Below are 15,535 nucleotides of genomic sequence, written 5' to 3'. Positions count from 1 at the left end.
GAGTCCGCCAGACAAGGCGCTTAATGGGACAAACCCTTTTTATCAGCTTCACGGGCCAAACTCGCTGTCCCCCATTCTTCCAATTCATCCTCAGACATGCGCCGGAACCCGCTCAATGCTTCCCGAATTTCGTGGGTGGCGTCATCATTGACCTTCTTGATGTCAAACCGATCCAATTTGAGGTCATAAAGGGTATAATCACCTTTGTTTTCTTTCAGATGCTGATACACCAGATCCCGGATAGCTTTCCAGCTGTCTTTGCGTGTCTGGTCGGCAACAGGGGTGAGGCTATCAAGATCTTCCAGCCGAGTGGTGCGAAATTTTTGTTCCAGCTTTTTCTGGAATACGGCCAGCCATAAAATCATAAGAAGACCGGCACAGACACCGCCCACAGTCAACAAAACAGTGGGATCGGCCATTAAGCCCAGTAACATAATGCTACCGGCAATCAGGCTTCCCCCCAGAAGGCTGATCAAAAATCCGATAGACATTTTTTTTATGCGGAAACTTTGGAATTGCAAAGCAAAGGCCTGAAGCGCTTCTATATAATGGCCCAGACGCTCCCCGTGAATCTCCAAATAAGTGGCCAGATGATCCAGCCTGCGCAAGGGAGTCTGTAAAATCGTCTGCTTCAAATCCTCCCGCTGATTTTCAAGAAGGGGGAGAAACGGGGGCGCAAATGCAGGATCTTTGCTGATTGTTGCTGCATTGGACGAATAGGTCATCCGGATCATGGGGATATCCTTTCGTCCTGTAATCTGGGATAGATTCCAGCACAGGGTTCCATAAACACGCAACAGATCATTAAAAGTGGTGCATTCATCAATACGATTAAGCACAAAAATGATCCGGTCTTCAGAGGTATGGGCGGTCAGGGTCTCCCGAATGCTTTTATAGGCCTCCCGCACGGTTCCAGCCTTGTGGGCGTCAAACAAAACCAGCACTAGCCCGGCCTTTTGGGCCAAATCACCGAGGACCTCCTGATAATCATATCCCCGGTCCCGCTCGGAAATGCTGTCAAGCATGCCGGGGGTATCAATGATGGCCAGATTTTTCAAAAAAGGCGAGTTGATTTTTTTCAGTTGAAAATGGGCTGCAAAACGCTGGCCGTGTTTGCGAAGGGTGGAAAAGGGATATTCAGGATCATTCAGCAGAGCCTTGCCGTCTCGCTGTTCCACCACCTGTATCCCTTCTGTTTCCGGCACGGAATCATCGTAGGTCAGTACGGTAAATGAATCATCTGTGGGGGCCTGACCTGTGTCCTGAATCTTTGCGCCTAAAAATTCATTGATCAAGGAAGATTTACCGGATGAATAATTGCCGATGACCAACACCATTGGACGCCATTTTATATTGGTCTCCAGAGGCATATCGCTGTAACCATAGCGCTGGGCCACCGGTGTCAGGTGCTTGGTGATGGTCTCCACGATATCTTCCCGAAGGGCATTCATATAATTTTCACGATGCATGGATTTCTCCAAAATAATGTTCAGATTAAAATGTGCCGCTCAAAAAGGACATCAGGCGACGGATATTGTCATTAAGTCAGCGAGTCGAGTATAGAAAAACAGCACAAGGGTGTCAATTTGATTTATTCTACCGGCCTGCTGTTTCAATAAAAATCCCCCACGCTGCCTCAATCATAAATTTTGCTGCAAGTAAGTTGCCTTGAATATTTTGATATAAAATACTGTATTTTTATTATATTATATTAATGCTCAAAATTTAGGTTTATGTACTACTAAAATGCGTTCTCTATATTCAGTCTACCATACCGTTTTAAAATAACGGCGTTCAAAACTTTCAACAATATTTTTTTAAAGGATAAAATATGAGTCAGGACTATTTTCTATTTTTATCGAATATTGAGCCTTTTTCTTTTTTACCTGAAAAAGAGATTAGAAATATAGCAGATTTGATTCAAGTTGAATCATATAATGAAAAAAAAATATTGTTTCGTCAGGGAATGTCCAAATTAAAAAAAATATATATATTAAAAGATGGTACAGCAGATCGTTTTCATGAAGATATATATAAGAAATTAGTGACCGTTGCTTTACATAAAGGTGAAGTTTTTGGTGGAATATCAATTCTTTTGAATGAATCTGTAGCTATCAGGTCTTTGGAAATACAGAAGAATACTTCTTTTTATACATTGCCTAAAAACGTTTTTATATCTTTATGTGATGAATATGAAGATTTTAAATATCATTTTACTAATACGTTCGGGAAAAGAATGCTTGATAAAACATATTCAAGTCTGATTGTACAAAAAAGAAGTGATAAAGACGAGTCTCTACAGTTTTTTAGTAATTCTATATCAAGCGTAATAAAACGCAATGTACTTTTCTGCGGTGCAAACAATTCTATAAAAGATGCTGCAATTTTAATGAAACAGCACCGATGCAGTTCAATTCTAATAAAACAGGACGGCAGATTCATAGGCATAACGACAGATCAGGATTTTAGAAATAAAGTTGTGGCTGCCGATTTAAAAATTTCAACTCCTATTTCTGATATAATGTCTTATCCTTTAATAAGCATACCAGAGCATTCAAGTGTCTTTGAAGCTTTCATAAAAATAATGAAAACAGGCATAAAACATTTAGCAGTGATAAACAATGAAAATGATGCAATCGGAGTGATTTCAAATAGCGATCTTATAAATGCGCAAGGCAAGCTTCCTTTTTTATTTATAAAAGAAATAAATAAGGCTGAATCTTATGAAGAAATATCAAAAAAACAAAAACAGCTTCCCAAAAGCATATATACTTTAATAAATGAGGGCGCAAAAGCTCAAAATATAAATAACTTTGTTACTGCAATAACAGATGCAATTTTAGAAAAGCTGATAAAGTTTGCTATAGAGGAAATAGGACAGCCTCCTGTCAAGTTTGCTTTTATGGTTATGGGAAGTGAAGGCAGAAAAGAACAGACGCTTAAAACAGACCAAGACAATGCTATTATTTTTGAGGATGTAAATGAGCAAAAATTGGAATCGGTAAACGCATATTTTTTAAAGTTAGGCGAACACGTATGTAATATGCTTGATAAGACAGGATATGATTTTTGTAAAGGTAATATAATGGCAAAAAATCCAGAATGGTGTCAGCCTGTTTCAATATGGAAAAAGTATTTTAAAGAATGGATTTATAATGCCAGTCCTGAGACACTTCTCCAGACAAGCATTTTTTTTGACTTTCGTTTTGGATATGGAGATATTAGTTTAGTTAATGAACTTAGAGCGTCTCTTTTTGATTTTTTGGGTGACCGGAAAGTTTTTTTCAGGTATATGGCTGAAAACACATCTCACTTTAGAGTGCCAATAGGTTTTTTTGGTAATTTTATTGTTGAATCTAAAGGTAACTTTAAAAATACGTTTGATATTAAAAGACCTATGATGCTTGTGGTGGATTTTGCAAGAATATATGCGCTTCAACATAAAATATCTGCTACAAATACTATGGAACGATTAGAGTTGCTATATAAAAAAAATGTAATAAGTGAATCTGATTATAATGATATAAGCCATTCTTATAGTTATATGATGAATTTAAGATTTATAAATCAAATACATGGCATCATCAATGAAGGTAAGGACCCGAATAACAATATTAATCCTAAAAAGCTATCAAGAATAGAGCAGCAGACGTTAAAAGAAATATTTAAAAAAATAGAAAAGAGAGTAAATCTCCAACAGGAGTTTTTAGTAGTCATGTGATTGGGAAAATTCTTTTTATATCACGCCAATTTTTCAGGACGGGGGTGTTGTCTCTTCTGTTTTTTCGGGTTTATAATCAATGATGTCCTGATTTGTATCAGATGGCCCTTCAAGCTGAAGCGGCTGATTGGAACCGGCATGATACTCCAGACTGATGCGATGCTTTTGCAATTCGGTATGGCTTTGGATGCTTTTTTTGGCAAGCAGGTAACGCAGATAAACAATCCAAAGACATACGCAGACAACGATTCCTATCAACACGAAAAAAACCCATTCGTACTGAATAAAAAAATCAAACCCGACTTGTCCCAGGTAGGTGAACATGTTGGGAATGATCCAGTATGAAATCACCCCAATGAATACCAAAAAGCCAATATTGAAAATATTCATACGGCCAATACGGTTCAATGTCGACTCCAGCTTACTTTCAACGTCTGGTTCATTTACAGAACCGGAATCCCCGGCTGCCATCTTATCTACCTTCTCTCCATGAAAGATCACCAGATAAGCTTTGACGACAAACGCAAATAGCATCATGGCCCCAATGGGAATGCAGATAGCCGCCACGAACCAGGCCCGAAATGGAAACGGTGCATCGTGCTTATGGAGTCGCACCGTGTACTGATCAAGGGAACCGAATACCTTCTCGAAGTTAGTCCTGTTAAAATCGCTTAGATTACTTCCACTGGTTTCGTGTATGACATCGCCCTGGTTATCGAGCACCTGAAGGACGGATTGTTTGCCTGACTGCATGACTGCCAAGGCAAAAATTTCGAGTTCAAGCAAAAAAAGCCCCACAACAATGATAGTGAAAAGGGCTTTATGTTCCTGCAATAGCTTGCTGATTGGAGATGATTTCACGGCATTACTTCTTTAAATTAAAAAGGTGGGACAAATACAGTCCCACCCTGTAATGTTTTCTTACTTTGATCTTACATCGCTGTAGAACAAACTCCTGCTGACAGGAACTCTCTGTTCAAACGAGCAATATTGGTGATTTCAATATTTTTAGGACATGACGCTTCGCATTCTCTTTCGTTTGAGCAGTTGCCGAAACCACAGCTATCCATAGCTCTTACCATAGCCAATGCGCGTTTAGCTGCTTCAGGTCTACCCTGGGGAAGCAGAGCAAGATGGGAAATCTTAGCGCTGACAAAGAGCATTGCAGAAGCATTCGGACATGCAGCAACACATGCGCCGCAACCAATACATTCTGCTCCATTCATAGCAAGTTCACATGTTTCATAGGTAACCGGGAAAGTATTTGCGTCGGGAGCACCACCGGCTTTAGCAGTGATATACCCACCGGCCTGGATAATTTTATCAAAGGCGCTTCTATCAACAACAAGATCTTTTACGACCTTAAACGCTTTTGCCCTGAAGGGTTCAATAAATACGGTGTCGCCATCTTTGAAACGTCTCATGTGAAGCTGACAAAGGGTAGTTCCTTTCTCTTCACCGTGAGCGTACCCGTTTACAACTTGGCCACACATTCCGCAAATCCCCTCGCGGCAGTCATGATCAAAGGCAATGGGCTCTATGCCCTTAATTGTAAGATCTTCATTTACGATATCAAGCATTTCCAGAAAAGAGGCATCAGTGGATATATGTTTGGCTTGATAGGTCTCAATTTTGCCTTTTTTCTCACCCTGTTTCTGGCGCCAGACCTTTAGTGTTAGATTGATAAATTTTTCTTCCATCACTTGTAGCTCCTTTGCGTTAATTTCACACTCTCAAAAACAAGTGGCTCTTTATTTAATATAGGATCTTTGCCTTCACCGGCATATTCCCAGGCAGCTGCATGGCAGAAATTTTCATCATCTCTCTTGGCTTCGTTTTCTTCTGTCTGGGACTCTTCCCTGAAATGGCCACCACAGGATTCTTCACGGGTCAACGCATCACGAGCCAGAAGTTCCCCGAATTCAAGATAATCCGCAAGTCTGTAGGCTTTTTCCAGAGTCTGGTTAAAATCTTTGCTGCTTCCTGTAACATTAACATTCTGCCAGAATTCTTCACGAAGTGCAGGAATTTTTTGAAGCGCTGTTTTCAGCCCTGCCTCATTACGGGCCATGCCACAATATTCCCACATATAATGCCCAAGCTCTTTGTGAATATCATCGACAGTTCTCTTACCGTTAATATTCATAAGCTTGTTCAATTTCTCATTAAGCTGTTTTTCTGAATCTTTAAACGCCTGGTGAGAAGTGTCTACATCCGCCAGAGACTGGGTTGCAAGGTATCCACCGATGGTATAAGGAAGAACAAAATATCCGTCTGAAAGGCCCTGCATCAGCGCACTTGCACCAAGACGGTTTGCGCCGTGGTCAGAGAAGTTGGCGCCACCCAGACAGAAAAGTCCGTCACGGGTTGTCATAAGGTTATAATCAACCCAGGTACCGCCCATAACATAATGAATGGCAGGATAAATCTTCATGGGCACTTTATACGGATTTTCATCCTGAATCTTATCGTACATCTGGAAAAGGTTGCCGTATTTTGCTCTGATGACATCTTCTCCATCACGTTTGATTGCCTCGCTAAAATCCAGATATACGGCAAGGCCTGTGTTTCCAACGCCTCTTCCTTCATCGCACGCCATTTTTGCATTACGTGAAGCAACATCGCGAGGAACAAGGTTACCGAAACTTGGATATTTACGTTCCAGGTAGTAATCCCTTTCGTTTTCAGGGATCTGATCCGGACTGCGGTTATCTCCAGCTTTCTTTGGAACCCAAATTCTACCATCATTTCTAAGACTTTCACTCATAAGCGTCAGTTTAGACTGATAGTCTCCATGCACAGTAATACATGTGGGATGGATCTGGGTATAGCAGGGATTGGCAAAGGCAGCGCCTTTTTTATAAGCTGCCCAGCATGCAGAGACATTGGAATGCATACCACTGGTGGTCAAAAAGTATACATTGTCGTATCCGCCTGTGGCAAGAACTACGGCATGGGCTGAATGACTCTCAATTTCTCCGGTTACCAGATTACGGCAGACAACACCTCTGGCGCAACCGTCTACAACCACGATATCAAGAATATCACGCCTGGAGTACATCTCCACACCCCCAAGACCGATCTGACGGCTTAGCTGCCCATAAACACCCAGAAGCAACTGCTGTCCCGTCTGCCCTCTAGCATAGAAGGTACGTGAAACCTGGGCACCGCCGAATGACCGGTTGGCATGAAGCCCACCGTATTCTCTTGCAAAGGGAACACCTGTGGCAACACAATGGTCAATAATGGCATTAGCATTCTGGGCAAGACGGTAGACATTTGCTTCTCTTGCGCGGTAATCGCCGCCCTTGATTGTATCATAAAAAAGGTTATATACGCTATCTCCGTCACCGGGATAATTTTTTGCTGCGTTGATGCCGCCCTGAGCAGCAATACTGTGCGCTCTTCGCGGAGTATCCTGGATGCAGAAATTTTTTACATGATACCCAAGATCTGCCATAGTTGCTGCGGCTGAACCGCCAGCAAGACCTGTTCCCACAACGATGACTTCAAATTTTCTTTTATTTGCAGGATTGACTTTTTTTAAATCAAATTTATATCTATCCCATTTGCCCTCGAGAGGACCGGACGGAACATTGGAATTTAATTGCATGTATCCCCCTGATTAATTGATAGTTATAGCTATGAAACCATATTTAAAGCGATAGGAATAAAACCAAAGCCCACCCCGATCACCAAACTAAAAAGTATGCCGAACCCTCTAACAATAGGCGTATACTTCGGATGACTGGCGCCAAAGGACTGAAAAGCACTCCAAAAACCGTGATTCACATGAAATGCCACCACAATCGAAGATACAATATAAAACACAAGATAAACAGGCTGAGAAAGAACCCCAGCTGTGACATCAAATGTCGTTTGGGTAGAATGATCAGCGAATTTAAGGCCAATAAGATGGATCGCTATAAAAACCAATATAAAAAGACCTGTGTAAGGCATAGTGGCCGATGCCAATGTCCGGCCGCCGGCGTTACTCTTTTTTTTGTATTTAACAGGTCTTGCAGCAAGGTTTTGAAAATAGAGAATAAGTGCCATGCCGATATGAATCAGGGCAAAAACAATCAAACCCGCTTCCGCGATATGGATAAGAATCCCAAGTGAATGAAGATGCTCAACATAAGCATTAAAAGCATCTTTTCCGCCATAAACAAACAGGTTGCCAATGAGGTGGCTTGTTAGGAAGAGGCAGAAAGCGAGACCGGTTACTGCCATAAACTGCTTCTTGGCTACAGAGCAGCTAAAAGTTCGTACCAGCCAGTTCATAATTTAATCCTTTCTAAATTCAGCAACACTACATGCGTTTCATGTAATATTGCCTTAAATTTTAATGAAATTAAATACTAAATCGTATTCAGCGAAACAGTGCCACTATTTTTTATCTCCCTCCTTGTATCCCTCCTTTTTTGTTTAATATTGTTATATATATACCTAATTGTAATACCAATCAAAAGCCAAGCCCTGTCGAATGCATACGAACTAAAGGAGCTTAAAATGTATAAACAATACATATTGAATTGTCAATATAAAATTTCCAATTTATCTTTCTACCATTTTGCTAATATTTTCAAAGACTTCACTTTTAACATGGGGCTTTCAACACACTGTTTTTAATGAGTTTTTCTAATACAATTCTTATACAATATGGATTGGTTTGATGGGCAGACAAGACCATGACTGAGGCAGTGCTGATCATATAAGCATTTATCTGCTTTTTTACGTCAATCACACGAGGTGATTTACCTGAAAATCGTTAAAAAGTGATGGTTTATCTGGTCAAATATTACCCACAACGTTTATATGCAAGGCCCTAATCAGTCGTTCAATTACTTATATATTTTATTGTGGGTAAAAGCGGGGTAGTGATAACCTATTTTGATTTACACCTGAAAAATTATTAACAAAAAAACAAAATCAACAAAGGTATACACTCTCCATAACAAAAAGCAGGGAGGCCGGCTTTTCTGTTCTTGCAGCACCCCCTGCTTTTAACGTACGCCACTTATCCGGACTGGGAAAGAGAATTATGCCATCTCGTTCATTTGCGCGTCGTTGACTGCCACTGCCGCCATGTTGACAATGTCTGAGACATCATCTGCACGCTGCAGCACATGGATGGGTTTTTTCATTCCCATGAGGATGGGGCCGACAGCAACCGCGTTCCCTAGCTTAGCCAACATTTTATAAGTAATATTACCCGATTGTAGATCCGGGAAGATAAAAACATTTGCATCTCCCTTGAGGTTTGAGAAGGGATATTGATTTTTGACGATGTCGGGATCCAGGGCAACATTCGCCTGAATTTCACCGTCTACCGTTAGTTCCGGAGCCCATTTCTTGACCAAGGCGGTTGCTTTTTGCACTTTCAGGGTTAATGGGTGATAGGCGCTGCCGAAGTTGGAAAAGGAGAGCATGGCAACGCGTGGTGTTATATCAAAATACCGTGCCTGCTCAGAAGCCAGGATAGCAGTTTCAGCCAGTTCTTCTGCAGTCGGCTCAATAGTAACGGTCGTATCAGCGCAGAAGATCACCTTTTTCTTGAAGACCATCATGTATAGGCCATGCACCTTGGACAAACCGTCCTTTTTTCCGATCACTTCTATAGCCGGTGAGATGACTTCAGGATAATTGGCGTTGATGCCCGAAAGCAGGGCATCCGCATCTCCTTGTTCCACCATGATGGCGCCGAAATAATTTCCATTCTTCAGCAAACGGTGCCGGGCATCATAGCGTGTCATACCCTTGCGTTTACGTTTGTTAAAAAGTATTTCCGTGTATGCCTCGAGTTTCTCACTGTTGCGGGGGGTGATGATTTGCGTGTCACGCAAATCAATATTAAGGTCTTTGGCTTTTTCGCGGATAACTTTATCGTCGCCGATAAGAATCGGAGTGGCAATTTTTTCGTCCAGCAGGACTTGTACCGAACGTAAAATTTTGTCTTCTTTCCCTTCCGGAAAGACCACCCGTTTAGGCGCGGCTTTAGCTTTGTTGATCATGGTACGCATAATCTCTTTTGATCGTCCCTGAAGCGCTTCCAGGTGTTCAACGTATTTCGCCATGTCCGGGATGGGCCTGCGGGCGACACCGGAATCCATGGCGGCCTTGGCAACGGCAGGCGCCATGTGTAACAAAACCCGCGGATCAAAAGGTTTGGGGAGAAGATATTCCCGCCCGAATGCAATGTCACTGTTGCGGTAGGCCCGGCGTACCGAATCCGGGACATCTTCTTTTGCCAGTTGGGCAAGGGCATGAACGGCCGCCAGTTTCATTTCTTCATTAATGGCACTGGCATGGGTGTCCAGAGCACCACGGAATAGGAACGGGAAGCACAGGACATTGTTTACCTGGTTATTGTAGTCGGAGCGCCCGGTGCCAATAATAACATCACCGCGCACCGATTTTGCATCGTCTGGAGTAATCTCAGGATCAGGATTAGCCATGGCAAAAACAATGGGGTCTTTGGCCATGGTGCGCAGCATGTCTGCGGTGAGGGCCCCTTTGACTGAAACCCCGAAAAAAATATCCGCACCTTTCATCGCATCTTCAAGCGTACGGGCATCCGTTTCCAGCGCCAAGCGCTCTTTGTACGGGTTCATACCCACAGTGCGGCCTTTATAAATGACACCTTTGGAGTCGCAAAGGATAAGATTTTTTTTGTCGACACCCATGGAGATTAGCAGGTTGGCGCAGGCAATACCGGCGGCGCCGGCCCCATTAAAGACAACCTTCATGTCCTCAATCTTTTTTTCGACAATCTCTATGGCATTGACCATGCCGGCGGCTGCAATAATCGCCGTTCCATGCTGGTCATCATGGAACACCGGAATATTCATAGTTTTTTGCAGCTCTTCTTCAATGTAAAAGCACTCCGGCCCTTTGATATCTTCCAGGTTGATACCCCCAAAGGTTGGCTCAAGCAGCTGCACTGTACGGATCAATTCATCCGGATCTTTGGTATTCAGTTCAATATCAAACACATCGATATCGGCAAAACTTTTGAACAAAACACCCTTTCCCTCCATAACCGGCTTACTGGCAAGCGCACCAATATTTCCAAGACCAAGTACTGCCGTCCCGTTGGAAACAACGGCGACAAGATTTCCCTTTGCTGTATATTCATAGGCCATCCCCGGTTCTTTTTCAATTGCCAGACAGGGTAGTGCAACACCTGGACTGTAGGCAAGAGACAAATCTCTGCTTGTTTCGCATGGCTTGGTAGTGATGACTTCAATTTTACCTTTACGACCACTCCGGTGATATTCCAGAGCATCAGTGAATTGTGACATTATTCCGTCCTTTAATTATGATCAGGCAGGTGAAGGGATTGCAAGATGCTGTTCCAAATATAAAGGCGCACCTGATTACATCTTTATCCGGATACGATCTATTATTCATTATCGCATCGATAAATTTCTTTATTTAATATAGATAAATAGCTCTATTTTTAAAATTTTGTCAAGAACCAAACACTGTTTTGACTTGTATTTCTGATCCTTATGAATCCCAACGTTGCAGGAATTCAACCCCATGGACACAACAGGCCATCCAATGTCGAAGTTGGGTCGAAAAACAGGGTGTATGCATTTTTTATCTTAGGCTTGTCATTGAATTTCATTAACTTTTAACACAAAAGAGGTTATTCCACAGAATAAAAACAGGAGTTTTGATTTTATTACCAAATTAAACGAGAGTCCATCTCAAAACAAACCAGTTAAAAATGCTTGACACAAACGGCCCGCTTATTTAGGTATGTAACCGAGACCAGATGCACAAAATAAAAAAACATTAAGGGATTACCGGGAATTACCGTTTTTTTAGTTTTATATTTATATTTTTCAGCCGTGTCTTTTTCAAACCGTCTGTCCGGGGAGCCTTGATGTAGCGTTTTTAAGAGAGGACAAAGGATCTTAAACCATTGGCGGACCAAAAACCGGAAAGCCCATGGTTTTTTTTTGCTGAACGCCAAAAGTTTAACAACCACCATTTAATAAAGGAAGAGTTACCATGAAACAAAAACACCTTGTACTTGCAATGCTAGTCACTATTCTGTCGATGCTTCTGGTATCAGGGGCCATGGCGGCAGACGTCTACAAAATCGGGGGCATTTTTTCGGTCACCGGAAGGGCCTCGTTTCTGGGAGACCCCGAAAAGAAAACCATGGAAATGATGGTTGAACAGATCAATGCAGCCGGCGGCATTGATGGACACATGCTTGAAGCGGTGATTTATGATTCCGAAGGAGATCCGGCCAAAGCCGTATCCGCTGTAAACAAGCTGATCCACAAGGATCAAGTCATCGCCATCATCGGTCCTTCCACCACGCCCACCACCCTTGCCATTGTCAATTTCACCAAACGGGCCAAAGTGCCTTTGATCAGCTGTGCTGCCGGCATCAAGATCACCACGCCGGTGGATCCCTGGGTATTCAAAACCGCCCAGAGTGATTTATTGGCCGTGGCAGCCGTTTACCAGCAGATGAAAACCGCCGGCATTAAAAAAATCGGCATTCTTACGGTGTCAAACGCCTATGGTGAAAGTGGGAAAAAACAGCTTTTGAGTCAGGCGGAAGAATTCGGCATCCAGGTGATTTTAAATGAAAGCTTTGGCGCCAAAGATACCGACACCACGCCCCAGCTGGCGAAAATCAAGGCAGCCGGCCCAGACGCCATTGTGTGCTGGGGAACCAATCCGGGCCCGGCCGTGGTAGCAAAAAATGCAAAACAGCTTAAAATCGACATTCCTCTGTACCAGAGCCACGGGGTGGGATCACCCAAATTCATTGAATTGGCCCAAGATGCAGCCAACGGCAATATCCTGCCCACCGGCAAGATTCTTGTGACCAGCCTTCTGGATGATTCCGACCCCCAGAAAAAAGTGCTTGAAGATTATCAAAAAGCCTATGAAAATAAATATTCTGGAAACGTATCAGGATTCGGCGGATATGCCTTTGATGCCGTCAACCTTCTGGCCGGTGCTTTAAAGGGCAGCGGTGGCGACAAGGAAAAAATCAGGGATAACCTGGAAGCCACCAAAAACTACGTGGGTGCCACAGGAGAATTCAACTTCACCACCCAGGACCATAACGGTCTCTCCCCGGCCGCCTTTGTCATGGTGGAAATCCAAAACGGCACCTGGACGCTGTTAAAATAACAAGGGGTTTTCATGCAGGAAATTGTTCAATATCTGTTTTCAGGTATTACCACCGGCGCCGTGTATGCCGTGATCGCCGTGGGGCTGTCCATGCTGTACAGCTCTACGGAGCTGATCAACTTTGCCCACGGGGAATTTGTCATGATCGGGGCGCTGGCCATGGTGACGCTGTGGGTCCGTTTAGGGCTTCCGCTGCCCGTTGCCGTGGCAGGCGCTGTCGCAGCCGGGTGTATGTTGGGACTGGTGTTTGAACGGTTTGCCATCCGTACAGCCAGAAATCCCGAACCGATTACCCTGATCATTATTACGGTGGGGGCAGGCATTTTCCTGAAAGGCGCAGCTATGATTGTCTGGGGAAAAGATCCGTTCAGCATGCCCTCCTTTTCCAGCCATGAATCCATTGAAATTTTTGGTGCCGCCCTTCTGCCCCAGAGCATCTGGATCGTTACAGCCGCCCTGGTGCTGGCAGGCGGCATCCATCTATTCTTAAAAAAGACGATCACCGGCAAAGCCATGGTGGCCTGTGCCGTCAACAAAAAAGCAGCCTGGCTGTCAGGCATCCCATCTGAAAAAATGGGAGTTCTGGCCTTCGGCATCAGCGCAGGTTGCGGGGCGGTGGCAGGCATTTTCATTGCCCCCATTACCATGAGTTCCTATGACATGGGCACCATCCTTGGGCTTAAAGGCTTCTGTGCCGCCATGATCGGGGGGCTTGGCAGCCTGTGGGGGGCCTTTGCAGGGGGGTTGCTTTTGGGTATTCTGGAATCTTTAGGCGCAGGCCTTATCTCCTCGGGTCTGAAGGATGCCATAGCGTTTGTGCTCCTGCTTCTGATTCTTTACATCCGGCCGGGTGGACTGTTTGCGGCCAAAGAAGCCAAGCGGTTTTAGATAATGACGGATAAAAATAAATATCTCTGGATTGAATACCTGATCTTTGCCTGTGCGGTGTCGACATTTGGACTTGTCACGGAAAACACCTATTATCTGCAGATCATGACCTTTATCGGGATTAATACCCTGCTGGGATTAGGCCTTAACATGCTCATGGGGTACACCGGCCAGGTCTCTTTAGGTCATGCCGCTTTTTACGGCATTGGCGCCTACACCACGGCCATCCTCTCCGGCACATACGGCTTAAACCCCTGGCTGGCCCTTGTGTGCGCCGTAGCTGCCGCCGTGCTCATTGCATTTGTTGTGGGGCTTCCTACCCTGAGACTCTCCGGCTATTACCTTGCCATGGGCACCCTCGGGTTCGGCATGATTATTAACATTGTGATCCGGGAATGGGACAATGTAACCGGCGGGGCGTCCGGTTTTGTGGGAATCCCTGTGCTGGAGGCAGGCTCCATAGTCTTCATGTCCGGGGCCAGTTACTACTTCCTTGTCTGGGGCATTGTGCTTGCCGCCATGATTATTTGCCGCAGGCTTCTTGCCTCCCGAACGGGACGTGCGCTTCGGGCCATCCATGACGGAGAAAACGCCGCTGTTGCCATCGGTATCAATACGCATTTACTCAAACTTGAAATATTTATGTTTTCAGCGGCGCTGGGCGCGGTTGCAGGTTTTTTGTACGCCCATTTTGTCCTTTTTATCAGTCCTGAGTCATTTGGATTCATGTTTTCCATAAAAATAGTCACCATGGTAGTGATCGGCGGCATGGCAAGCGTATGGGGGGCGCTGCTCGGCGCAGCCGTATTGACCCTTCTGCCCGAAGTGCTCCACGGGTTTGCCGAATACGAAATGATCATTTTCGGACTGATTTTAATGCTTGTCATGATATTCATGCCCCAGGGGCTGACCCAGGGGATCATGGATATGATCCGCACAGCCCGGAGGGCCAAGGCATGATACTGTCGCAGCAAACGCTTGGCATCCGCGCCGAACAAATCCTTGAGGCCCAGGATTTGACCAAGATGTTCGGCGGAGTCAAGGCCCAGGACAAAATCAGTTTCGCCATTGAAAAAGGCATCGTATGCGGGCTGATCGGTCCCAACGGGGCCGGGAAAACCACGCTGTTCAACATGATCACCGGCATTTACCGGCCCGATGCCGGTAAGGTGGTCTTCAATGGAAAAGATATCAGAAAAATGCCCGTTCACAGATTGGTAAAAGCAGGAGTGGCCAGGACCTTCCAGCATGTGGAGCTCTTTTCCTCCATGACCTTGCTGGAAAACATCATGGTGGGCATGCATGTGCGCACCAAAGCAGGCTTCTGGGCCGCTGTCACCCGGATACCGGCCATGAAAAAAGAAGAGCGGCAGTCCCGCCGGCGGGCGGAAGAGCTGCTTGAATTCACAGATCTTGCAGCCGATGCCCATAAAATGGCAGGCGACCTACCCGCAGGCCGTCAGAAAACGGCACAGATTGCCCGGGCCCTGGCTTCGGAGCCCCTGCTATTGCTGCTTGACGAACCCGCAGCCGGGTTGAACCCGGTTGAAACCCACGCCCTTGGCAAACTGATCCAAAAAATTAAACAATCCGGGATCACCATGATGCTGGTGGAACATGACATGAGCCTGGTCATGGGGATATCTGATAAAGTGGTCGTTCTGGACCAGGGAAAAAAACTGGCCGAAGGCACACCCCGCCAGATCCAGAGAAATGAGGCGGTTATGTCAGCTTACCTAGGCAATGGATAGAACATCT

The 15,535-nt window shown here is 44.6% G+C and carries 11 protein-coding genes; 5 read left to right on the top strand and 6 right to left on the bottom strand.

Going from position 1 to position 15,535, the window contains the following annotated elements:
- Window positions 1-20: 20 nt before the first annotated feature.
- The gene (locus EYB58_RS13945) at window positions 21-1,469 is read right to left on the bottom strand and encodes a dynamin family protein (RefSeq protein ID WP_111953425.1); all 1,449 of its coding nucleotides are present in this window, start codon (window positions 1,467-1,469) and stop codon (window positions 21-23) included.
- Window positions 1,470-1,831: 362 nt separating this feature from the next.
- Between EYB58_RS13945 and EYB58_RS13940 the strand changes: the two genes are divergently transcribed.
- Window positions 1,832-3,721 (top strand): DUF294 nucleotidyltransferase-like domain-containing protein, encoded by a 1,890-nt coding sequence (locus EYB58_RS13940; protein WP_131072071.1) that lies wholly within the window; start codon window positions 1,832-1,834, stop codon window positions 3,719-3,721.
- Window positions 3,722-3,754: 33 nt separating this feature from the next.
- Here the strand turns inward: EYB58_RS13940 and EYB58_RS13935 are convergent, their stop codons facing one another.
- The 5 genes from EYB58_RS13935 to EYB58_RS25005 form a co-directional block, all read right to left on the bottom strand.
- Window positions 3,755-4,582, bottom strand: a complete 828-nt coding sequence (locus EYB58_RS13935; RefSeq protein WP_242637360.1) for a hypothetical protein — start codon at window positions 4,580-4,582, stop codon at window positions 3,755-3,757.
- Between the two features lie 71 nt (window positions 4,583-4,653).
- On the bottom strand, window positions 4,654-5,421 hold the full coding sequence (locus tag EYB58_RS13930; protein WP_111956341.1) for a succinate dehydrogenase/fumarate reductase iron-sulfur subunit: 768 nt from the start codon (window positions 5,419-5,421) through the stop codon (window positions 4,654-4,656).
- Window positions 5,421-7,334, bottom strand: coding sequence for a fumarate reductase/succinate dehydrogenase flavoprotein subunit (locus EYB58_RS13925; protein WP_111956339.1), 1,914 nt, complete (start codon window positions 7,332-7,334; stop codon window positions 5,421-5,423). Before EYB58_RS13925 ends, EYB58_RS13930 begins: the two co-directional genes overlap by 1 nt.
- 29 nt (window positions 7,335-7,363) lie before the next feature.
- On the bottom strand, window positions 7,364-8,005 hold the full coding sequence (locus EYB58_RS13920; RefSeq protein ID WP_111956337.1) for a succinate dehydrogenase cytochrome b subunit: 642 nt from the start codon (window positions 8,003-8,005) through the stop codon (window positions 7,364-7,366).
- A 758-nt stretch (window positions 8,006-8,763) separates the two neighbouring features.
- On the bottom strand, window positions 8,764-11,025 hold the full coding sequence (locus EYB58_RS25005; protein ID WP_111956335.1) for an NADP-dependent malic enzyme: 2,262 nt from the start codon (window positions 11,023-11,025) through the stop codon (window positions 8,764-8,766).
- Window positions 11,026-11,743: 718 nt separating this feature from the next.
- On the opposite strand from EYB58_RS25005, the gene EYB58_RS13910 reads away from it, so the two are divergent.
- The 4 genes from EYB58_RS13910 to EYB58_RS13895 are packed head-to-tail and all read left to right on the top strand — an operon-like array spanning window position 11,744 to window position 15,528.
- Complete coding sequence (locus EYB58_RS13910; RefSeq protein ID WP_111956331.1) at window positions 11,744-12,889, top strand: ABC transporter substrate-binding protein; 1,146 nt, start codon at window positions 11,744-11,746, stop codon at window positions 12,887-12,889.
- A gap of 12 nt (window positions 12,890-12,901) precedes the next feature.
- The gene (locus EYB58_RS13905; protein ID WP_111956329.1) at window positions 12,902-13,777 is read left to right on the top strand and encodes a branched-chain amino acid ABC transporter permease; all 876 of its coding nucleotides are present in this window, start codon (window positions 12,902-12,904) and stop codon (window positions 13,775-13,777) included.
- A gap of 3 nt (window positions 13,778-13,780) precedes the next feature.
- Entirely contained in the window at window positions 13,781-14,737 is a 957-nt protein-coding gene (locus EYB58_RS13900; protein ID WP_111956327.1) for a branched-chain amino acid ABC transporter permease, read from the top strand.
- Complete coding sequence (locus EYB58_RS13895; RefSeq protein ID WP_111956325.1) at window positions 14,734-15,528, top strand: ABC transporter ATP-binding protein; 795 nt, start codon at window positions 14,734-14,736, stop codon at window positions 15,526-15,528. The genes EYB58_RS13900 and EYB58_RS13895 overlap by 4 nt, the downstream gene beginning before the upstream one ends.
- The last annotated feature ends 7 nt before the right edge of the window (window positions 15,529-15,535 follow it).

The sequence above is a fragment of the Desulfobacter hydrogenophilus genome, assembly GCF_004319545.1.
Taxonomy (GTDB): Bacteria; Desulfobacterota; Desulfobacteria; order Desulfobacterales; family Desulfobacteraceae; genus Desulfobacter; species Desulfobacter hydrogenophilus.
This window is presented reverse-complemented; position numbering and strand designations above follow the sequence as displayed.

Coding starts and splice junctions, on each gene's coding strand:
- EYB58_RS13945 (WP_111953425.1), bottom strand. CDS start 1,469: ATGCATCGTGAAAATTATATGAATGCCCTTCGGGAAGATATCGTGGAG.
- EYB58_RS13940 (WP_131072071.1), top strand. CDS start 1,832: ATGAGTCAGGACTATTTTCTATTTTTATCGAATATTGAGCCTTTTTCT.
- EYB58_RS13930 (WP_111956341.1), bottom strand. CDS start 5,421: ATGGAAGAAAAATTTATCAATCTAACACTAAAGGTCTGGCGCCAGAAA.
- EYB58_RS13925 (WP_111956339.1), bottom strand. CDS start 7,334: ATGCAATTAAATTCCAATGTTCCGTCCGGTCCTCTCGAGGGCAAATGG.
- EYB58_RS13920 (WP_111956337.1), bottom strand. CDS start 8,005: ATGAACTGGCTGGTACGAACTTTTAGCTGCTCTGTAGCCAAGAAGCAG.
- EYB58_RS25005 (WP_111956335.1), bottom strand. CDS start 11,025: ATGTCACAATTCACTGATGCTCTGGAATATCACCGGAGTGGTCGTAAA.
- EYB58_RS13910 (WP_111956331.1), top strand. CDS start 11,744: ATGAAACAAAAACACCTTGTACTTGCAATGCTAGTCACTATTCTGTCG.
- EYB58_RS13905 (WP_111956329.1), top strand. CDS start 12,902: ATGCAGGAAATTGTTCAATATCTGTTTTCAGGTATTACCACCGGCGCC.
- EYB58_RS13900 (WP_111956327.1), top strand. CDS start 13,781: ATGACGGATAAAAATAAATATCTCTGGATTGAATACCTGATCTTTGCC.
- EYB58_RS13895 (WP_111956325.1), top strand. CDS start 14,734: ATGATACTGTCGCAGCAAACGCTTGGCATCCGCGCCGAACAAATCCTT.